Raw genomic sequence first — 20212 nt, forward strand, 5'->3', positions numbered from 1 at the left:
GGTCTATCATACCATTCAGAAGGGCGGAGCAGTGTGCCGGTAACCTTAACAGAATCTTAATTATGAAGAAGCAGCATGCCTCAAAGTTATGATAGACGTAAGAGGAGGTTAGACGGAGGATAAGATTGGTTTTGTACACTGGACTGGAAAGATAGCGTTCTACAGAAGGGGTGCAGGGAAGTGAATAGAATTCATACGGGAAACAGGAAGCGGGCCAAAATGTCCATTCAAAAAAATCGGATGAAAGCAGATTATGCTCTGCAAAAAGACTTTTGGAGAAATCATAGGAGCTGGAAGCTGGTTGCCGCAGTACTTGGTGCGTGTGTGCTCTTGTCTGCCTGCGGCACTACAGAATCATCTGACCAGAGGGAACGGCCGTCAGCAGAACAGACATCCAGTGAGGCGCCGGCAGCAGAAAACACCAATAAAGAAGAGACGAACTCAGTAGAGGAGGACGTGATGATTACACCTGAACATTTCATAGATACATTGATGAATGGTTCGAAGGAGGACATTTATAATCAAATGAGCCCGGAACTGAAGGAAACGATATCGTTGGAAGAGTTTAAGACGTCTGTGGACAGCTTCACCGAGGGGGTCACTTCCTGGGAACAGGTTACGAAAGTCAAAATGAACAACCTGATGGAGCATTCCTGGAAGGATCAGACGGGGACCAGAGGAATACAGGCCTATTTTGCCGAGGATCATCAGATTGACGGGCTGTTAATCCAGCCACTTGAAACGCATGAGGAGACGGACAAGGCATTTACCAAGACCGAATTTCAGTTTCCTATGAAGGGGGAATGGTTCGTGTTCTGGGGAGGAAATGATGTGATGTCCAATTATCATTATGCGCATGAAACGCAGCGTTACGCAGTGGACATTATTCGCACGAAGGAAGATTCAAGTTATCAAGGGGAGGCCGCTGTGAATGAAAACTATTATGCTTTTGGTGAGCCGCTCTATGCAGCTGCAGATGGGACGGTTATTGAAGTCAAAAATGACATTCCGGATAACACGCCAGGCGTGATGAATGCTGAAGAGCCGGCAGGGAATGTTGTCGTCATCGATCATGGAAATGGGGAATACAGCATCACGGCACATCTCAAGGAAGGGAGTGCAGCCGTAAAAACGGGGGATAAAGTCAAGCAGGGAGATCTCATCGGGCAGCTTGGTAATTCCGGTAACTCCAGTGAGGCGCATCTGCATTTTCAAGTCTCAGACGGACCTGATCTGTTCACTTCCCGTTCGATTCAGATCCGCTGGGCAGATCAGAGCCAGGTACTGACACGTGGGAACACGTTCCAGGGCCTTCCTGAATAAATGGGTGTATTTGTTCGTAGGAGAAGTGGATGGGGGTCATCCCCGATTTAATAAAATAGAGCTTATGGAATCGTGATCTTAGCTTGAAACATATAATTCATGCAGGCGGTCGGCTAATGGGTCGGCTGTCTTTATGTTGAGCAGATGTGCAGGTTAGTGTGACTTTCAACTTTTAGATTACATATAATGTAAACAGAGCTCTAGACATGAATGCATGAAACGGAGGGGTTAAGATTGAACAAGTATGTGTTACATATCGCTGCAAGTGTAGTTTGCATATTAGCACCTGTTGTTGGTTTCTTATATGAATGGTGGGATAGCTACCAACCCAAAGCAGGACCTGTAGGAGACGGAAAACCGAATGATTATCTTACAATACCTCAATGGATATCCATTGCATCTTCTTTCACTCTTGGAATAATTAATCTGCCTCTCGCCATAATTCGATATAAACAAAAGATTAATGAAGATAGCAGGGTTGGGAAGTAGAGATGACAGCGGTATTTTCACACAAGCCCGAAGGATACGAATGTCCATTTTGCTGTATTTGGGGTATCGAGAGACCTGACCAGGGAACAAAACAAAGGGATATCATCTATCAGAATGAAAAGGTAACCGCATTTATAGCGGGCAAATGGTGGCCAAACAATAAAGGACATGTTCTTATCGTGCCCAATCAACATTTCGAGAACATCTATGAACTGCCTGCAGATTACGCTGCCGAGATTCACCGCGCGGCCCAGCTTACAGCAATTGCGATGAAGAGTACATATGGATGTGAGGGGATTTCTACAAGGCAACATAATGAACCAGCCGGCAATCAAGACGTGTGGCATTACCATCTCCATGTTTACCCTAGATATAGGAATGATCAACTTTATCTGTCGAAGGGTTCACAGTCTGATCCAGAAGAGCGCTCATTCTATGCTGATAAGTTGCGTTATTGGATCAAGGAAAACATCTAAGGTCATGAGTCTTCATGCGGTTATACAGCACCATGTTCTTCTTAAACGGAGGATACGGTGCTGTTTCTGTATCTTCGATCCGGTCTTTACATTCGTAGCATGTTGAGTGTCTTTTTATTTACCTGTTTCACGTTGGGGTGGTTATTCGTTAGCTTGTTTTCGATAATGTTGTGGAACTACCCCCATCTGTTTGCGGAAAATCGATGAAAAATAACTGGCACTCTGAAAACCGCAGGCAAGTGCAATTTCACTTATGGATCGTTGTGTCTCTTTTAACATTTCGCAACTTTTTTGAAGGCGATATTGAGTGACATAATTATTGGGTGTCTGGCCTACATACTTGTTAAACAATGTACAGCACCGACTTCTGCAGACGGCTCCTGCAGATGCGATCTCCTCAAGCGTTATTTTTTGATCATAGTTTTGATGAATGAAACGCGTCATTTCTTGAACATGCATCAATACTCCAGGTTGCCCAGTGCTTGGTTGTAAATGATCTCCTATTGTTGCACACAATGATAAAGCTTGCGATGCCAGACGAAGCGGATTGAGAGGAGTATGTTCTTTATGCATTTCCTGATAGATTTCTTGAATGGACAGTAATGTGTCTCGTTGCCAATCCACCTCAGCTGTGAGAACTAGAAAATCAGCCATCGTTAAACCAAACTTTTCTCCCCAGTAGGATTGAATATATGAAGTCTTCTCGCCAAGGATAGAGGGATGAATGACGACGACAAGAAATACACAATCGTTTTGGTCTGCAAGAGAATAACCGTAATGCAAACGCTGGCTATTCACAAAAAGTCCATCACCTTGATGCAATCGAGTAATAGTTCCATTAACAGAGAAATCCATCGATCCTTGCAATACATAGATAAACTCGATGTCCACATGCCAGTGCGCTACTGCTGCATAATTGTTAAATTGATGTAGGCTTCCTTTCCGGACATAGAGCGGTAGATCAGGAAGGTTATAATCCAAACGTTCGGATAAATCAGAAAACACCTCTAAATTTGTCATCAAAGAGACCGTCCTTTGAAATATACGATTTTTATAAAATTATAGCCAATATTAATGGAAACAACAACGATACTATCCTATCCTTATATTGTGAAATCAGCCGAGAGGACAGGATATAGGTGAGAAACCGCATTCAACATCTGGGATCTGGCAATCGTGATTTTAATCGGGAGTTAATGACGCTCGTCATTCCCATTGCGTTACAAAATTTAATATCAGCAACCGTAATATCTGTTGATGTACTTATGCTGGGGATGATTAGTCAATCTGCAATGTCAGCTGTATCACTCGCAGGGCAAATTACTTTTGCATTATCCTTGTTTTACATGGGAATGTCTGCGGGAGCAAGTATCCTCACTGCGCAATACTGGGGGAAGAAGGATACTTCGATCATACAGCGCATTTTGAGCATCGCGTGTATGTTTTCCTTTGGTGTCTCCATTTTGTTTTTCTTATCTTCCTTCTTTCTGACGGATACACTTATGCGTTTGTTCACCAATGATGCCGAACTGATTCAATACGGCTCAAGGTTTTTACAAATGAATTCCTTTTCTTATCTTGTGATGGGAATATCACAGATGTATCTCAGTGTGATTCGAAGTATGGAGAATGCAAAACTTAGTGCGTGGATTAGTTCCGTAGGATTGATTTTAAACATTTTGCTCAATGCCATTTGCATTTTTGTATTATTCCCATCCAGACCCGAAGTGGCCATATCAGCGGTTGCGCTTGCCACGGTATTAGCGAGGGTTGTTGAACTAACCTGCTGCATACTTCACTCCATAATCAAAGGCCACATACGTTTTCGGTTGCCTGTACGTGACAGCATCCAACGTAATCTATTAAGAGATTTCTTGAAGTATATGCTGCCTGTGCAGGGGAATTATATGGTTTGGGGAGGGGCACTTACCGCTACTGCTGCAATAATAGGCCATGTGAACTCCGATCTGGTAGCCGCAAATTCAATAGCGTCTGTCGTTAAAAATCTGGCAGTGGTTCTCTGTGGAGGCATCGCTACTGGGGGCTCTGTACTTGTTGGAAAGTATTTGGGACAAGGTGAATTGGAGAAAGCAAAATATGCGGGCAACAAAATGTGTTTTTATGCTTTATGGTTTGGAGTGATTGCCGGCTGCATGATTCTGCTCATTAAACCGTTCGTATATTCCGTTGCAAATTTGAATCCCACGGCTCAAAGTTACCTCGATGGCATGCTGTACATTAGTGCGTATTATTGTATAGCCAAATCGATAAACTCTACAACGATAGCGGGTATATTCACGGCTGGTGGGGACTCCAAATTCGGATTTTGGTGTGACACCGTTGTCATGTGGTTCATCATTCTGCCGCTTAGTTACCTAAGTGCATTTGTGTGGCATGTACCGCCGATTCTACTGTATACCTTCATCAGCTTAGACGAGATCATTAAACTACCCATTGCTTTAATGCGATACCGACAGTATAAGTGGCTGAATAATCTAACCAGAAACTTTGCCTAAACCTGATCAAAACGGAGAGGTTCGCAAGGTTACTTTAATAAATCTAACGCAAGTATAAAGGAGAATATAGTATGAATATTCAAGAACGAATGGCCAGCAAGCAATTATTCACCGATGATGATGCTAATTATCCGAAAGAGGCTGAGGAGTTGGCAAAAGCACGCCAGCGTGGTAAGGCGATATGCTATGAAATTAATCAATTGCATCCGGATGATGTTGAAAAACGAAAAATGTTAATGAAACAACTTTTTGGAAGTATCGGAGAACATGTATGGTTGGAGCCTCCCATTCGCATGTCATACGGTTCCAATACGACTGTAGGAAATAATGTGTATATTAACTTCAATCTAACGGTGGTTGATGACTACAAAGTTACCATTGGTAACGATGTCATGTTTGGCCCGAATGTTACGATTGCTGTAACGAATCATCCTGTACACCCGGAAAAGCGCAAAGAAGGCGGGATGTTTGCATTACCCGTGGTCATTGAGGATGGGGTGTGGGTCGGGAGCGGAGCGATTATTGTACCAGGAGTCACGATTGGTAAAGGGAGTGTCATCGGTGCTGGGAGTGTAGTAACCAAGGATATTCCTGCGAATGTAATTGCTGTTGGAAATCCATGCAAAGTTCTTCGTGAGATTACGGATCATGATAAAGAGTTCTACTATAAAGATATGCGTTTTGATCAAGTTGAATGGTAAAAGAGTGGACAATCGTTTAGATTACGGCTTATCTAAAAGCCATATAGAACCAGAGGATTTTCGAACATCCATCTGTTAGAGAGGAGTTTTCCGTTGGTTATCATTTATTTTATTATTACAATAGTCTCTCTGTATTTTGTCATATCAGCCATTGTGTATTCGCGTTCCACCCACGTGGTAGCAAATCGAATGAAAAAACAATTTGAACATTACTTTCATGAAGATGCTCACCAAAATGACAGGAGCAGTTAATGCAAAAGAGCCTGAGAGAAACGAAGAAATCTCGTACTCTCAGGCTCTTCATATTATGGACATCATTCAATCGTTATTAATTGAGAACATCCGCATATTCAGGGATGCGGTCAAAACGTCCCTTAGCAAACGGGCACAAAGGTAAAATCTTAATACCGTTTTCGCGCGCGTATTCCACCATAGCTTTGAGCAACTTGTCGCCAAGCCCTTGTCCCCGGTAAGCATTTTCAACCAAAGTGTGATCAATAATGTACAGCTCCGGACTTGAGATTACATACGTCATGACCGCAGCAATGTCGCCATTATCTTGAATAAGAAATCTTTTGTTAGCAGGTTCATGTTCTACATGATGCATGTTCATCCCTCTTTCCTTGTTAGATATTCATCGTCCAGACGTTTATACGTCAGTGCTCCGCTTGGACATGTGTCAATATGCCGGGCAATGGCCTCTGAAGTATCGCCATCGGGATTAACCCAAGGACGTTTGCTCAAATCAAATACACCAGGGAGGCCCTTAACGCAAATACCGGAATGAATGCATACCTCAGAATCAAACATGACTTCGATATCTTTACCATAGTACAACTTCTGTTTACTCATCGTTCATTCACATCTTTCACTTTTGATTTTGTTTATAGACAAGATTCATACTTCGAAAGCGAATCTTCTGAACCGACATGGCATTGGCAACCGTGGCCAGCAATTTTTGGCTTGGCTCTCGATGTCCGAATTATAATGAGGAAATAGGGATTAGTCAACGTGACGGTTCTTCTAATGTTTGGGTGCATTCGTGGTTATGGGTTGCTTTAATTCATCTAACGGGCAGATAAAATGAACCCTTTCAGGAATATCCGTTTATACTTATGTAATATCCAGAATCATCGCAAAAAACGATATAGAAAGTGGGAAACAACATTTATGATTCCATTAGTATATGACCAGATTAACCTTTGGGGAAAAGATGATGAATTTTTCCTTGCATTGCTTAAGAGATTGAAGGTGGAGTCTATAGCTGACTTAGGCTGTGGAACAGGAAGGTGGACTACACATCTTGCTCAAAATGGATATACAATCACAGCTATTGATCCCCATGAAGAAGCGATTAAACTGGCGAGAAGTAAGGATGATTCAGGCCATGTGGACTGGATTGTAGGAGACAGCTCCAATTTACAAACCAATACGTATGACGCGGTTATTATGACAGCCAATGTTGCACAGGTATTTCTTACAGATGATAGTTGGAAACAAGTGATCTCAGACGTATTCCGATCCCTTAAAGCTGGCGGTCACTTTATTTTTGATACAAGAAATCCTCTGGTAAAAGTGTGGGAAGAGTGGGAGAAGGATATGAGTCCGGATGTAGCCAAAGACAGGCTAAGTGGAGACCCACTTGAAATCTATACAGAATATGAGGGGTTTGAGCAAGATGTCTATACGTTCTATGAAACTGTGAAAAATACAAAAACAAACGAAGTCCTCGTTCATGAAAAAATGCAGATACGATTTCGAAAGCAAGAAGAATTGGATGAGTCATTGAAACAAGCCGGTTTTTCGAAAATTGAAACATTTGGGGATTGGGAATTTAAATACGCAAATTCTGAAAGTCGATCTTTTATTTTTCATTGCGTAAAATAGAGTTATGAAAAGCGCAATTATAGTGATCGCTAAAAAGGATAGCGCCTTTTATACGACAAAAGCAGCAGATCAACAAGATCGGCTGCTTTTGTCATTTTTACCATGTATGCTTTAATTATAATTTAATGGTGATAGGAATATTTGTTTCCTAATATTATACAATAAATGGTTCTAATTCTGATATAATGGATGCTTCATGATTTAGATGCTGAAAGCAATGAAAGAAGAGCATGAGTAGGTGAAAAAAGGAGGGCAACGCAAAAATGGATTTGACATTTGGAAACGTTACGATACTTATTCCCCCTTTACACATCACGATTATCTTAATAGTTATTATTTTCTTATTAGTAAGGTGGAGCAAACAATTAGAAACAAGACGTTTTACAGTATTTTTTTACTTTTTATTCAGTACTACCATTATTCCAATTTACACATCAAAAGGTTTCTTTCAGCTATGGATTCCTATAGGATTTATAATGATGTTTCTTTATTTATTTGGCAGTAAAAGAAATCATCCTGCTAAAGTGAAAGCAAGTATTTTGGGGTTTTCGATAGCCATATACCAGCTTATTCTTAAATATGTTGGCTAGATTCTGAACTCAATAACAACAAGAAAGCAGCCGATCGTTGTGATTGGCTGTTTTAATCATAAAAGGGTCTGGTTTAATCCACATTCTACTTGAATAATATGGTAATATTTTTGTTGTGGATTCTTTTCTTGTCAAGGTTAGGAGGCCTATGTCTTAGTGAAAACGATTTTTGATCTATCGGCTGCAAAAGAAATCTTGGGACGCATCGATCAATTAGAGCAAGATGTTCAACCTGAGTGGGGGCGCATGAATGCTGCTCAGATGCTTGCTCATTGCTCTTCGTTCCAAGACATAGCAACGGGAAAAGCCCGTTCCGCAAGAAGCTTGCTAGGCATAGTGGTTGGAAAGTTTGCAAAACCCATTTTTTATAATGACAAGCCACTTCCTCGCAATATGTCTACGATTCCAAGCATGATGATCGTGGATACAAGAGAGTTTGAAGCAGAAAAAGAAAAGCTCAAACAAAATATCTTGACGATACAACGTGAAGGTCTCAAAAACGGTGCATTTCCTCATCCTTTTTTTGGAAGACTCACTTCCGAGGAATGGGGTAAGGGAATCTACAAGCACTTGGACCATCATCTGAAGCAATTTGGTGTTTAAGAAGTAAGGAAAAGGGCTGAACACATAGAGATAATACACAGGAAGAACTGAGGCAAGCTAGAAGAGGTTAGTTAGAACATATAAAGAAGTGGATCACCCATCTGTAGGGTATCCACTTCTTTTTTGTATTCAACGACTTGCTCAGAGAATGCCATCAGGCGCATTTCAACTCAAATAGGGTGTATTTCTCCATTTTATTTTTTTACAAGAGTCGGCTCGGCAGGCATGATTCCAGGTGTCGACTCCCTGATAATGGGTAGAGTCACAATATGCGAGACCTGATAAGGCTGTTCGGGGTTGTCGATTCGGGATAACAGCATTTCGGCAGCCTTAATTCCCATCTCGCTGCTGTAAATATGGACCGTCGTTAACGGAGGTTCAATAATTCTTGATTCAGGTGCGTTGTCGAATCCACATACCACAATATCCTGCGGAACCGTTACCTCTCTTAATTTAAAAGCTCTGATTAGATCCACCGCAATGAAGTCATTGGCACACACATATGCGGAAGGAAATGACTCCAGTGCAGCTACTCGCTCCCTTATCCAACCAGGTTTGGAGAAGAACAGCTTATCATTGTCTGTAATGCAGTGGGATAGATCGACCTGCAATCCCGATTCCAACATCGCCCGGTGATACCCAGTCCATCGTTCGTTGAAGCTTTTACAGTGATTGTAATCTCCTGCGAATCCGATACTTTTGTAGCCGCTATCAATTAATTTTTTGGTTAACTGATAAGTGCTATGTTCATTCTCCATAAGAAGCAGATCAGCATGAAAATCCGGATAACAGATGTTGGCTGCACAATCGATAAAGACCGTAGGAATTCCGAGCTCTGTGATGAGGCGGGTATATTCCAGGTTGAATAACTCGATGCAGATGATGCCGTCCACTTTGGAAATATCAAAATTGTTAGGTAGGGTAAGGGCTTCTTCATCAACTTCACGAACGATATGAATGGACAGATTATAACCCTCGGCACTAATTCTTTTCTCCAAACCGCTAATTAGCAGCGATCCAAAATGAGACGTATTAGGCAGGTTCTCTGTTAACAGAGCAATATTGCCCGGCGTTTTGCTAAGAACATGCTCACTTTCCATATAAGCAAATTGTTTATATCTTAACTCAATGGCTTTCTTAATCACCCGACTCCGTGTTTCTTCTGGAATGTTTCCGCTATCATTCAGGGCTTTGGAAGCCGTATTTCGGGAGATACCCAAAGCATCTGCGATATCCTGTATCGTAACTTTCTCTTTTGCCATGTCGTGCCTCACCTCTATTGGTCAATTGATCGTCCCAAGTGTTTTCTAAGTCAAATGTATAATATATCGGAGTAAATAGCAATTGTAAATTTACAAATGCACAATTTATAAATGATTTTGTCAATTTATAATTTTGCATTCTTAATTTATTCATCATTTAAGTTTGCATCGTACATAGCAACTGCGAAATCTTTCATTATAGGATGAAATACGTTATATAACGGGCTTTTTTGGATGGTTATTCCGTTAAACGTACAACTAGAACAGAGTTATGCATAAAAAAATGAAGCAAATGCACAACTATTTTTCACATTTTGTATTGACTAAATGATACTCATCCTGATAAATTGTAAAATATCAAATAAGCAATTGTAAATATTGAAAGCCCTTACTATGAGCAATTGTAAACTTCAATAATGAACGGGGGTCGTGTGTTGGATAACACAGTAAACACCAATAAGAGGATGGGGAAAGGCCTCAAAGAGAGGAGTTCCATTTTTCATCCGTTACAGCAGCTCAAAAAGAATTATTTCCTGTATGTATTGCTTGCGCCAGCTCTAATCCTGACACTGATCTTCAAATACATTCCAATGTATGGAGCCATCATCGCATTCAAGGATTTCAGTCCGATCAAGGGGATTATGGGCAGTGAGTGGGTGGGCTTAAAACATTTCGAGAAGTTTTTGGCTTCACCCAATTTCGACATCATATTCATGAATACGCTTAAGCTCAGCTTTTTTGGATTGATCTTCAGTTTCCCGGTGCCGATTTTGCTGGCACTCATGCTGAATCAGGTACGCCAAGCTGGAGTGAAGAAGAACATTCAATTATTTCTGTATGCCCCAAATTTTATATCCGTTGTAGTCGTTGTGGGCATGCTGTTCATTTTCTTATCGCCGACGGGTCCTATTAATCAATTGACTACATGGATTACGGGTCAGCCGATCATGTTTATGTCCGAACCTGAATATTTCCGCTGGATCTACATCTTGTCCGATATCTGGACGGGGGCAGGCTGGGCCTCGATCATTTACGTTGCAGCACTAGCCAATGTTGATCCTGAGCTTCACAATGCAGCCAATCTGGACGGAGCAAACCTCCTTCAGCGTATTCGCCACATCGACCTTCCGACCATTCGTCCGATTATGGCCATTGTGTTTATCCTTGCAGCTGGGGGAATTATGTCCATCGGATTCGAAAAGGCATACCTGATGCAAACATCCATGAACCTGCCTTCATCCGAGATTATTGCCACCTATGTGTACAAGGTCGGATTGCAGTCCGGCGATTACGCCTATTCTGCGGCCGTAGGATTGTTTAACTCTGTCATTAACGTCATCCTGCTCGTTACCGTGAATCTGATTGTGAAGAAATTAAACGAAGGCGAAGGCCTTTATTAGAAAGGAGTATCACTCATGACTATCAAACCGACGGGGCTGGATCGTCTGATCCTCGCACTGAACGCCATCTTTCTCACCTGTGCTGTACTGGTTGTGGTCGTTCCTCTCATTTATATTGTTATCGCTTCCTTTATGGATCCAACCGTACTGCTTAATCAGGGACTGTCCTTCAATGTATCCGACTGGAGTCTGGATGGTTATCAGATGATTCTGTCCAATCCGGCCATGATTCGAGGCTTCGCGAATGCGGTGCTGTACTCGGTTTCGTTTGCTTTCGTGACCGTGGCGGTTTCCATCTGTGCAGGTTATGCCTTGTCTGAGGAAAGGCTGGCGGGAAGAGGATTTTTCATGGTCCTGTTTATCATTACGATGTTCTTCGGTGGTGGTCTCATTCCGACTTATCTGCTTGTGCGTAATCTCGGCATGCTGGATACCATATGGGCGATCATCATTCCCGGAGCGGTTAACGTGTGGAACATCATTCTCTCCAGAACTTTTTTCAAAGGTGTACCCAGGGAACTGAAAGAAGCAGCGAACGTGGACGGTGCTTCCGATATGAAGATTTTCTTTCAGATTGTCATTCCGCTATCCAAACCGATCATTTTTGTCCTTGCATTGTACGCGTTCGTCGGGCAGTGGAATTCTTATTTTGATGCCATGATTTATTTGGATAATCCCAATCTTCATCCCTTACAGCTCGTTCTGCGTTCCATTCTGATCCAGAACCAGGCTGCACCGGGCATGATCAGTGATCAGCTTGCCATGGCGGAGCTCAAACGGTTATCCGAGATGATTAAGTATTCTGCGATTGTCATTTCGAGTCTGCCGCTGATTATCATGTATCCGTTCTTTCAAAAGTACTTCGAAAAGGGTGTCATGGTAGGTTCACTCAAATAGTGAACAGCCTGAGATATCTTAAGTCAGATCCAACAATATAAAGTGGAGGTCACGTCATGAAAAAAGTGAAAAAGTCCAAAAGAGGCATTACATCGGTATCCCTTTCCATGTTGTCTGCTGTACTTCTGCTCACAGCCTGTGGTGGAGGAGGGGGCGGCGGCGCAGCCAGTGAAGCCCAGTCTCCCGACGGGAAAGTGACACTGAATTTTATCACGCAGAGCTCGCCGCTGGCTCCGGCCGATCCGAACGAGAAACTGATTCACAAGCGACTTGAAGAAAAGACCAATGTGCATATCAACTGGAAGAACTATACGAGTGATGTGTTTGCCGAAAAGAGAAATCTGGCGGTGGCCAGCGGGGATTTACCCGATGCCATTTTTGACGCAGGTTACGGAGATTATGATCTTCTGAAACTGGCCAAGGACGGGGCTATCATCCCGCTCGAAGACTTGATCGAACAATACATGCCCAATCTACAAAAGGTGCTGGAGGAAGCTCCGGAATACAAGAGCATGATCACGGCACCGGATGGACATATTTACTCTTTCCCATGGATCGAGGAGCTGGGAAGCGGCAAGCAGCGGATACAAGCGGTGGATAATTTGCCTTGGATCAATGTGGAATGGCTCAATAAACTCGGACTGAAGATGCCGACGACGACCGAGGAATTGAAGGAAGTGCTAATCGCCTTCAAAACGCAAGATCCCAATGGAAATGGAAAAGCGGATGAAATTCCGTTGTCGTTCATTAACAAGCCGGGCGGAGAAGATTTGACTTTTCTCTTTGCCGCATTCGGACTTGGGGAGAACTGGGACCATACCGTGGTAACGAACGAGGGTAAGGTCGTCTTTACGGCAGCGGATGAAGGTTATAAGGAAGCTGTGAAATATATCCATGAGCTTGTCCAGGAAGGTCTTGTGGATGTGGAAGCCTATCAGCAGGATTGGAATACGTATCTGGCCAAAGGCAAGGACCATAAGTACGGCATGTATTTCACATGGGATAAGGCCAACATTACGGGAATGAATGACACGTATGATGTTTTGCCTCCGCTTGCCGGTCCGGATGGAGAGAGAAATGTCACGAGAACCAATGGGATCGGACTCGACAGAGGACGTATGGTTATCACGAGCAGCAATAAAAATCTGGAATCCACAGCGAAGTGGGTAGACCAGCTGTACGATCCGCTCCAATCGATCCAAAACAACTGGGGAACGTACGGGGATGAAACGCAGCAAAATATTTTTGAATTCGATGAAGCCAAGGGCATGCTGAAGCATCTGCCGCTAGAAGGGGCTGCGCCTGTCGAACTTAGACAAAAAACGAGCATTGCCGGACCACTGGCGATTCTCGACAGTTACTATGACAAATACACGACTAAACCAGAAGATGCTGCATGGCGCATGGAGCTTCTGGATCGGGTGATGGTTCCACATATGAAAGCAGAGAACGTCTATCCAAGCGTATTTTTCTCCATTGATGAGCTCGACCGACTGTCTACCATTGAAACCGACCTGTTCGCTTATGTACTGCGCATGCGCACGGAATGGTATCAAAACGGAAAAATCGAGCAGGAATGGGATGCGTATTTGAAAGAGCTGGATCGTCTTGGACTGCAGGAATGGCTTCAAATTAAACAAGCGGGATATGACCGCAATACTAAATAAAAAAACAGTGTAATTTAAAGGAGAGAACCTACATGTCTACCATTTCAACAACCGATTACCGAGGTGCTTATCATTTCTCGCCGAACGAGAAGTGGATGAATGATCCCAATGGCATGGTGTTTTTCAAAGGCGAGTATCACCTGTTCTATCAACATCATCCATTTGGTAACACATGGGGACCGATGCATTGGGGGCATGCCGTGACGAAAGATCTGTTCACCTGGGAAGAGCTTCCTGTGGCTATGGCGCCGGATGAACACGGCATGATCTTTTCAGGAAGTGCTGTAGTGGATTGGAATAATACTTCCGGCTTCTTTGATGAGGAACCAGGACTGGTGGCGATATTCACGCATCACCTGGAAGTGCCGAACGATAACCCGATTCAGCGACAGAGCATTGCGTACAGCAAGGACAATGGCCGCACGTGGAACAAATATGAGGGCAATCCGGTACTGGAGCATGAGTCTTATGTCGATTTCCGTGATCCCAAGGTGTTCTGGCATGAGCAGAGCAAGGAATGGGTGATGATCATTGCCTGTGGTCAGACGGTATGCTTGTACCGTTCTCCTAATCTGAAAGATTGGACACTCGGCAGTGAATTCGGCACAGGCATCGGTTCACATGACGGCGTGTGGGAATGTCCTGATCTCTTCCCGCTGGCGGTGGATGGGGACCATGGGCATGAAAAATGGGTCATGCTTGTCAGTATCGGTGCAGATCCTGCGTTCAAGGAAGGCTCGCGAACGCAGTACTTTATCGGAGATTTTGATGGGTCGACGTTTGTTCCGGATGAAGCTTCCCGCACGGTTCGCTGGATTGACCATGGCCGGGACAACTACGCAGGAGTCAGTTGGTCCGACATTCCGGCAGAAGACGGTAGACGCCTGTTTATGGGCTGGATGAGCAACTGGATGTATGCCAACCAAACGCCAACCGAAGGTTATCGCGGCGCGATGACGATTGCTCGGGAGCTTACTTTGGAAACGATAGACGGTACAGTCACATTGGTTCAGCGCCCGGCCCGTGAGATGGAGCAAGCCCGGAAACCGATATTGACCCTGCACAACGTTTCTGTCCAAGAGGCGAGGAAACATCTTAGCACGCTGCAGCTGGTGAGCTATGAAGTCGATGCGCAATGGGAATCGGAGCAATCCGTTCAATTTACCTTGAGAAGCAGCGCCAGTCATCAAACGCTCGTTGGTACAGACGCGAATCAGCGTGAGGTGTACGTTGATCGCAGTCGATCAGGCATCGTTGATTTCCATGAACATTTCCTGGGACGTCACACCGCAAGTGTTCAGGGCGGGGTTCAACATTTGCGTATCTATGTGGATTCTTCTTCGGTTGAGGTATTTGCGAGTAACGGCCAGGCCGTTATTACTGACCTGATCTATCCGGATGTAGATGCTGCGCGAATTACGGTTGATGCTGATCAGGAAGACATGGTCTTCTCTGCTCTTCATATCTACGAATTGTCTCCCATTAAGGTGGAGGTCCATGAGAAATAAAGAGAAGGAGGGCAGGTAGATGCGTATAGGTGCCATTGAAGCGGGCGGAACGAAGTTTGTATGCGGAATAGGCAACGAACAAGGACATCTGGAGGAATGGTGCAGTTTTCCGACGGAACATCCCGAGACTACACTCGCCAAGGTGAGTGACTATTTCAGAGATAAAGGGGTAGAGGCTATCGGCATTGGTTCCTTTGGTCCGATTGATCTGAAGCCGGATAGCCCTACTTACGGATACATTACCACAACTCCGAAGTACGAATGGGAAAACTGCAATGTGGTGGGAATCTTGAAGCGTGAATTCCCTGTTCCCTTCGGGTGGGATACGGACGTGAATGCTGCTGCTCTGGGGGAAGTCACATGGGGAGCTGCGCAGGGCTTGGATAACTGTGTATATTATACGATTGGCACAGGTGTTGGCGTTGGACTTATTGCTGGAGGAAAAAGAATACACGGATTGCTGCATCCAGAGGGTGGACACATCCGAACGAGGCGGCATCCGCAGGATCACTTTGCCGGCTTATGCAAGTATCATGGGGATTGCCTGGAGGGACTGGCCGCAGGGCCAGCCATCGAAGCCCGCTGGCAGAGACCCGGCAGCGAGCTGCCGACGGACCACCTGGCATGGGAGATCGAGTCCTTTTATATTGCCGAATCCATTACGACGTCCTTCCTGCTGCATTCACCACAGAAGATCATTTTGGGCGGTGGAGTCATGCAGCAAATGCATCTGTTTCCCATGATTCGGGAAAGAGTTGTACAAAATCTCCATGGTTATGTGAATGTGCCTGAATTGCTGCAGCACATCGACCAATATATTGTTCCCCCAGGATTGGGACAGCACGCGGGTTTATACGGTGCACTTGCCTTGGGCATTGAAGCGCTTAATCAAGTCAAAACTGATTCAGCGGTATCATCGTAAGCCACAGATTCGGGAAAGGACGGAGCAAATCGCTTAAAAGACTGATTCAGTTGTTTAAGGGAATGCACCGTCCTTTCTTTGTTTTTCTATATCACGCAGAGAAATGAGGGATATTCGTGAGATTCATTTTAAGGTCCATTAGCTGCGTCCTATTATCCTGTGTCCTGGGTTCCACTTCTGTGGAAGCGCATTCGATGACTTCCCATCTGGATAAGGTGACGATGCAGAAGAGTACGGCATCATCCAAGAGTCCACAATCTCAAACTCAACATACGGAGGCGGTTCCGATGAAAATGGACGTGTCCAAGGCAGTAACCAATTTGTCCGGTTGGACATTGCATGGTAAAGGCAATTTGGAAGATACAAATGAAGGACTTCATTTGATTTCCGAAGAGAAGGAGAATGTGACCGTATTATCGGACACGCGGGCCGATGATTTTATATATGAAACGGATCTGTTAATCCAGGATATGAAGGCAGATGCCAGTCTTGTTTTCCGTTCCAATGATACGGGATGGTCTTCCTATATGCTGCAAGTGGTTCCTCAGGCTGGTCTGATTCGTTTAAAAGATGCCAGTGGCAGGTCAGGTACATTGTTGGAAGAGTACTCGGTAACCGTGGAGTCTGGCGGAATTTATCATTTGAAAGTAAAAGCGGTTGGCGAGAGGCTGCAGGTGTATTGGGATGGTGGGTACGACCCGGTGATTGATGTGAAAGACAGTGCGTATATATCAGGGAAGCTGGGGCTCCATGTGTGGGACGGATCAGGCTTGTTCCAAAATGTGAAGATCAGTACCATGAATGGAAATCTAGGTAACCCCGTTCACCGTGAAGGAGAATGGCAGCCGGATCTACAGGGATATCGGGGCAAAGGAAATGCGCAAGAGGAAACGCGGATCATATACGAGAAAACAGCAGGGGATTTTGTATTTGAGGGAGATATATCTTTGGCCGATACGAGCTTCGCAGCTCTACTATTCAGGTCGAATGCAGACGGGACAAAGGGATACAAAGCAGCTCTTAGTAGAGAAGGGGAAGAGGTTCGGGTACAGCTGCAAAAGGCGGATGGAACGATTCTTGCGAATTCGGATCGTACATACCCAAGTCAACCGGCAGCAAAGCACCATATCGAAGTGGTTGCCTCCGGTCGCCTGATTCAGGTGTATGTGGATGGATATGCAGCACCGGCTGTGGAGGTCACGGATTCAAGTTATGCCGAGGGATATGCCGGACTTGAAGTCGAACAGGGTGTCGCCTATTTTCAAGACACGTACATCACGGAAAATTCGATGTATTATACGGAAAAATACCGTCCCCAATATCATTACTCTCCGATTCGAGGGTCCGCAAGTGATCCGAACGGATTGGTTTATTACGAGGGGGAGTATCATTTATTTCACCAGGACGGAGGGACATGGGCCCATGCAGTCAGTACGGATCTTGTAAAATGGAAGCGTTTACCCATTGCACTGCCGTGGAATGATCTGGGTCATGTATGGTCGGGATCAGCGATTGCGGATCTGAACAACGCATCCGGCCTGTTCTCGGATTCCGGTGGTAAAGGTCTGATCGCATACTATACGTCGTACCATCCAGGTAAGCCTGGTGGCAATCAGCGTATTGGTCTCGCATACAGTACGGATCAAGGCCGGAACTGGCAGTACGCTGAAGACCGTCCGATTGTGATTGAGAACCCTGGACAAAATGGCGAAGACCCGGGGAGTTGGGACTTTCGCGATCCGAAGGTCGTTCGGGATGAAGAGCACAACCGCTGGATCATGGTGGTATCTGGCGGGGACCATATCCGGTTTTTTACCTCAACGAATCTGCTTGATTGGACATTAACCGATAACTTCGGATATGGGGAATACATTCGCGGAGGGGTATGGGAGTGTCCCGACCTGATTCAGCTGCCTGTAGAGGGGACAAATGAGCGTAAGTGGGTGCTTATGATCAGTACCGGAGCCAATACGAAGACACAAGGATCGGATGCGGAATACTTTGTAGGCGAGCTGACAGCGGAGGGGAAATTCGTGAACGACCATCCTGCCGGGAAAGTGCTGAAGACGGACTTCGGCAAGGAATTCTATGCGTCGATGTCATTTGCGAATATGCCGGATCAGCGGAAAGTGATGCTTGCGTGGATGACGAACTGGGATTATCCATTTGATTTCCCGACGAACCCTTGGAAAGGTCAATTGACTATTCCGAGAGAAATTTCTCTCCGAGCAACAGATGAGGGTGTACGTCTGGTACAAAAGCCTGTTATCGAACTGGAGACACTTCGGCAAAACATGTACAGTGCGGAGCAGCTGGTGGTCGGGCCACGATCGCAGAATGTGCTCAAAGGTCTGAGTGCGGGTGCATACGAGATTGAAGCGGAAGTGGAAATTCCGGCAGGCAGTCCCGTTACGGAGTTTGGTTTTCACCTGCGTCAAAGGGAAGGGCAACAAACAACCGTGGGCTACAAGACGGAGAAAGAGACGATGTTCGTGGATCGCACTGCTTCGGGAGACGTGGGTTTCTCGGGTTTATTTACCAAAGTACACGAAGCAGCGCTAAAACCTGAAAATGGGAGGATCAAGCTGCGAATATTTGTTGATGAAGCTTCTGTTGAAGTGTTTGGCAATGAGGGCAGAATGGTTTTCTCGGATGTCATTTTTCCGGATCCGGCTGGAAGGTCGATGGCGTTCTACAGCCTGGGCGGAAATGTGAAAGTGGTCTCCATGAATGTATATGCGTTGGATAATATCTGGAGAGAAGGCATGTCCCCCACTCCTCTGGTTATTGCAGATACCCAGAGAAGAGTAACGAATGTGGGTCATACCGAAACCCTCTACGCCTCGACTGAGGGCGGACCAGGAAAAGGTGTCCAACCGCTGAAATGGACCGTGAGTAATCCTAAAGTGGTGAAAATCGTTGATTCTGGCAAAACACATGCTGCGATTCGTGCTGTAGGCAAGGGGGAAGCTTGGGTGACGGCTTCCATGGCTAATGGCAAAGCTGCTGCCAAAATACTGATTACGGTAACGGATGGCATATTCCACACGAATTTATCCGGCTGGCAAAAGGATCGACCGTCTGCCCAGTGGGTTGTTTCGGACCATGGCATACAGGGCAGTGACCGCAGTGATTCACAGTATATCGCGCAAGAGACTGCGGGAGACTTCCGATATGAGGCTGACTTGCAGCTGGATGCTGATGGAGGAGCAGGTTCCATTCTGTTTCGGGCAAGCGAGGATGGACGAAGTGGTTATTATCTGAATGTTGATCCCAACCTGAAGGCGATTCGCCTGTTTTATAAAGTGGACGGAAAGTTCGAGAATCGGCAGGTACTTGCCCGCATTCCAAAATTCATTCGGGGTGATCAGACTTACCATATCCAGATTCAGGCGAATGGAACTCGTATTCAGGTGGATCTGGACGGTGAACGGATCATGGATGTTCAGGATGGCACGTTTGCCGAGGGACATTTCGGTGTTCATACGTTTGGAGGCAGTGCGTCTTTTCAGCATGTGAATGCATTTGACATGAAAAAAGCAGCTCTGGAGACCGTTAAGATTCGGAGTGCAGAACTTCCTATTGCCCTACAAGCGATGCAATCCCAAGCAGGCGAGGTTGTGAATGTTGGTACCGAAAAGGATGGTGAAGCATCAAGTTATACTTGGATACTTATTCCTACCGGTGATGATTCCGGTTCTTACTCCATCCGTACCGTCAGCGGGTTATCATTGGATTGGGATGTCGGTCAGAATCGGATTCAACTCTATCCGTATCTCGGGTATCCCAATCAACGCTGGAACATTTCCGAAAACGATGATGGGACGGTAAACATCACAAGTGTGCACAACGGTAATGCACTCCGTGTATCGGAAGATGGAACCAAGCTGGTGATGGAAGACTTCCATGCTGAAGATGAATATCAAAAATGGACTTTGGAAAACAAAGTGCAATAACCGTGGGGTGGTGTT

The 20212-nt window shown here is 45.0% G+C and carries 18 protein-coding genes and 1 pseudogene; 15 read left to right on the top strand and 4 right to left on the bottom strand.

Translation table 11 applies throughout. From position 1 onward, the window contains the following. The first annotated feature begins 219 nt into the window (after nt 1–219). From AC3RCI_RS06910 to AC3RCI_RS06920, 3 genes are all read left to right on the top strand, one after another. Complete coding sequence (locus AC3RCI_RS06910; protein WP_492528155.1) at nt 220–1323, top strand: M23 family metallopeptidase; 1104 nt, start codon at nt 220–222, stop codon at nt 1321–1323. Nucleotides 1324–1557: 234 nt separating this feature from the next. Next, entirely contained in the window at nt 1558–1812 is a 255-nt protein-coding gene (locus tag AC3RCI_RS06915; RefSeq protein WP_492528157.1) for a hypothetical protein, read from the top strand. A 2-nt stretch (nt 1813–1814) separates the two neighbouring features. After that, nucleotides 1815–2288 (top strand): HIT family protein, encoded by a 474-nt coding sequence (locus tag AC3RCI_RS06920; RefSeq protein ID WP_492528159.1) that lies wholly within the window; start codon nt 1815–1817, stop codon nt 2286–2288. Nucleotides 2289–2429: 141 nt separating this feature from the next. Here the strand turns inward: AC3RCI_RS06920 and AC3RCI_RS06925 are convergent, their stop codons facing one another. Then, a complete protein-coding gene (locus AC3RCI_RS06925; RefSeq protein ID WP_336781027.1) occupies nt 2430–3308 on the bottom strand; it encodes a helix-turn-helix transcriptional regulator in 879 nt (292 codons plus the stop codon). Nucleotides 3309–3427: 119 nt separating this feature from the next. Here AC3RCI_RS06925 and AC3RCI_RS06930 point away from each other — a divergent pair, with 119 nt between their 5' ends. From AC3RCI_RS06930 to AC3RCI_RS06940, 3 genes and pseudogenes are all read left to right on the top strand, one after another. Next, nucleotides 3428–4804, top strand: a complete 1377-nt coding sequence (locus AC3RCI_RS06930; protein ID WP_492528161.1) for an MATE family efflux transporter — start codon at nt 3428–3430, stop codon at nt 4802–4804. 89 nt (nt 4805–4893) lie between these two features. After that, a pseudogene (locus AC3RCI_RS06935) lies at nt 4894–5055 on the top strand (maltose acetyltransferase domain-containing protein); the annotation flags it as partial. Between the two features lie 246 nt (nt 5056–5301). Then, nucleotides 5302–5505, top strand: coding sequence for a hypothetical protein (locus AC3RCI_RS06940; protein WP_492471752.1), 204 nt, complete (start codon nt 5302–5304; stop codon nt 5503–5505). Between the two features lie 328 nt (nt 5506–5833). Here the strand turns inward: AC3RCI_RS06940 and AC3RCI_RS06945 are convergent, their stop codons facing one another. Next, nucleotides 5834–6112 carry a GNAT family N-acetyltransferase gene (locus tag AC3RCI_RS06945; RefSeq protein ID WP_095360571.1) on the bottom strand — a complete coding sequence of 93 codons (279 nt, stop codon included), beginning with the start codon at nt 6110–6112 and terminating at the stop codon, nt 5834–5836. 2 nt (nt 6113–6114) lie between these two features. Next, nucleotides 6115–6357, bottom strand: a complete 243-nt coding sequence (locus AC3RCI_RS06950; RefSeq protein WP_095360570.1) for a (4Fe-4S)-binding protein — start codon at nt 6355–6357, stop codon at nt 6115–6117. Between the two features lie 318 nt (nt 6358–6675). Here AC3RCI_RS06950 and AC3RCI_RS06955 point away from each other — a divergent pair, with 318 nt between their 5' ends. From AC3RCI_RS06955 to AC3RCI_RS06965, 3 genes are all read left to right on the top strand, one after another. Continuing rightward, complete coding sequence (locus tag AC3RCI_RS06955) at nt 6676–7392, top strand: class I SAM-dependent methyltransferase (RefSeq protein WP_336781023.1); 717 nt, start codon at nt 6676–6678, stop codon at nt 7390–7392. A 263-nt stretch (nt 7393–7655) separates the two neighbouring features. Next, entirely contained in the window at nt 7656–7982 is a 327-nt protein-coding gene (locus AC3RCI_RS06960) for a hypothetical protein (protein ID WP_492528162.1), read from the top strand. 156 nt (nt 7983–8138) lie between these two features. Beyond that, a complete protein-coding gene (locus AC3RCI_RS06965; RefSeq protein ID WP_492528164.1) occupies nt 8139–8585 on the top strand; it encodes a DUF1569 domain-containing protein in 447 nt (148 codons plus the stop codon). A 194-nt stretch (nt 8586–8779) separates the two neighbouring features. Here AC3RCI_RS06965 and AC3RCI_RS06970 read toward each other — a convergent pair whose 3' ends face one another. After that, the gene (locus tag AC3RCI_RS06970; protein ID WP_492528166.1) at nt 8780–9847 is read right to left on the bottom strand and encodes a LacI family DNA-binding transcriptional regulator; all 1068 of its coding nucleotides are present in this window, start codon (nt 9845–9847) and stop codon (nt 8780–8782) included. Between the two features lie 464 nt (nt 9848–10311). Between AC3RCI_RS06970 and AC3RCI_RS06975 the strand changes: the two genes are divergently transcribed. The 6 genes from AC3RCI_RS06975 (at nt 10312) to AC3RCI_RS07000 (ending at nt 20197) form a co-directional block, all read left to right on the top strand. Beyond that, entirely contained in the window at nt 10312–11247 is a 936-nt protein-coding gene (locus AC3RCI_RS06975) for an ABC transporter permease (RefSeq protein ID WP_492529828.1), read from the top strand. A gap of 15 nt (nt 11248–11262) precedes the next feature. After that, nucleotides 11263–12144 (top strand): carbohydrate ABC transporter permease, encoded by an 882-nt coding sequence (locus AC3RCI_RS06980; RefSeq protein WP_095289251.1) that lies wholly within the window; start codon nt 11263–11265, stop codon nt 12142–12144. A 56-nt stretch (nt 12145–12200) separates the two neighbouring features. Next, a complete protein-coding gene (locus AC3RCI_RS06985; RefSeq protein WP_336781016.1) occupies nt 12201–13811 on the top strand; it encodes an ABC transporter substrate-binding protein in 1611 nt (536 codons plus the stop codon). A 32-nt stretch (nt 13812–13843) separates the two neighbouring features. Continuing rightward, a complete protein-coding gene (locus AC3RCI_RS06990) occupies nt 13844–15319 on the top strand; it encodes a glycoside hydrolase family 32 protein (protein WP_492528168.1) in 1476 nt (491 codons plus the stop codon). A gap of 19 nt (nt 15320–15338) precedes the next feature. After that, nucleotides 15339–16241: an ROK family protein gene (locus AC3RCI_RS06995; RefSeq protein WP_492528170.1), complete on the top strand. Its 903-nt coding sequence runs from the start codon at nt 15339–15341 to the stop codon at nt 16239–16241. Nucleotides 16242–16528: 287 nt separating this feature from the next. Continuing rightward, the gene (locus AC3RCI_RS07000) at nt 16529–20197 is read left to right on the top strand and encodes a GH32 C-terminal domain-containing protein (RefSeq protein ID WP_492528172.1); all 3669 of its coding nucleotides are present in this window, start codon (nt 16529–16531) and stop codon (nt 20195–20197) included. The last annotated feature ends 15 nt before the right edge of the window (nt 20198–20212 follow it).

Source organism: Paenibacillus sp. MT124 (genome assembly GCF_058792755.1).

Bases quoted from the DNA above. Each gene is read 5' to 3' on its own strand.
- AC3RCI_RS06910 (WP_492528155.1), top strand. From the start codon at position 220: ATGTCCATTCAAAAAAATCGGATGAAAGCAGATTATGCTCTGCAAAAA.
- AC3RCI_RS06920 (WP_492528159.1), top strand. From the start codon at position 1,815: ATGACAGCGGTATTTTCACACAAGCCCGAAGGATACGAATGTCCATTT.
- AC3RCI_RS06925 (WP_336781027.1), bottom strand. From the start codon at position 3,308: ATGACAAATTTAGAGGTGTTTTCTGATTTATCCGAACGTTTGGATTAT.
- AC3RCI_RS06945 (WP_095360571.1), bottom strand. From the start codon at position 6,112: ATGCATCATGTAGAACATGAACCTGCTAACAAAAGATTTCTTATTCAA.
- AC3RCI_RS06950 (WP_095360570.1), bottom strand. From the start codon at position 6,357: ATGAGTAAACAGAAGTTGTACTATGGTAAAGATATCGAAGTCATGTTT.
- AC3RCI_RS06955 (WP_336781023.1), top strand. From the start codon at position 6,676: ATGATTCCATTAGTATATGACCAGATTAACCTTTGGGGAAAAGATGAT.
- AC3RCI_RS06960 (WP_492528162.1), top strand. From the start codon at position 7,656: ATGGATTTGACATTTGGAAACGTTACGATACTTATTCCCCCTTTACAC.
- AC3RCI_RS06970 (WP_492528166.1), bottom strand. From the start codon at position 9,847: ATGGCAAAAGAGAAAGTTACGATACAGGATATCGCAGATGCTTTGGGT.
- AC3RCI_RS06975 (WP_492529828.1), top strand. From the start codon at position 10,312: ATGGGGAAAGGCCTCAAAGAGAGGAGTTCCATTTTTCATCCGTTACAG.
- AC3RCI_RS06980 (WP_095289251.1), top strand. From the start codon at position 11,263: ATGACTATCAAACCGACGGGGCTGGATCGTCTGATCCTCGCACTGAAC.
- AC3RCI_RS06985 (WP_336781016.1), top strand. From the start codon at position 12,201: ATGAAAAAAGTGAAAAAGTCCAAAAGAGGCATTACATCGGTATCCCTT.
- AC3RCI_RS06990 (WP_492528168.1), top strand. From the start codon at position 13,844: ATGTCTACCATTTCAACAACCGATTACCGAGGTGCTTATCATTTCTCG.
- AC3RCI_RS06995 (WP_492528170.1), top strand. From the start codon at position 15,339: ATGCGTATAGGTGCCATTGAAGCGGGCGGAACGAAGTTTGTATGCGGA.
- AC3RCI_RS07000 (WP_492528172.1), top strand. From the start codon at position 16,529: ATGAAAATGGACGTGTCCAAGGCAGTAACCAATTTGTCCGGTTGGACA.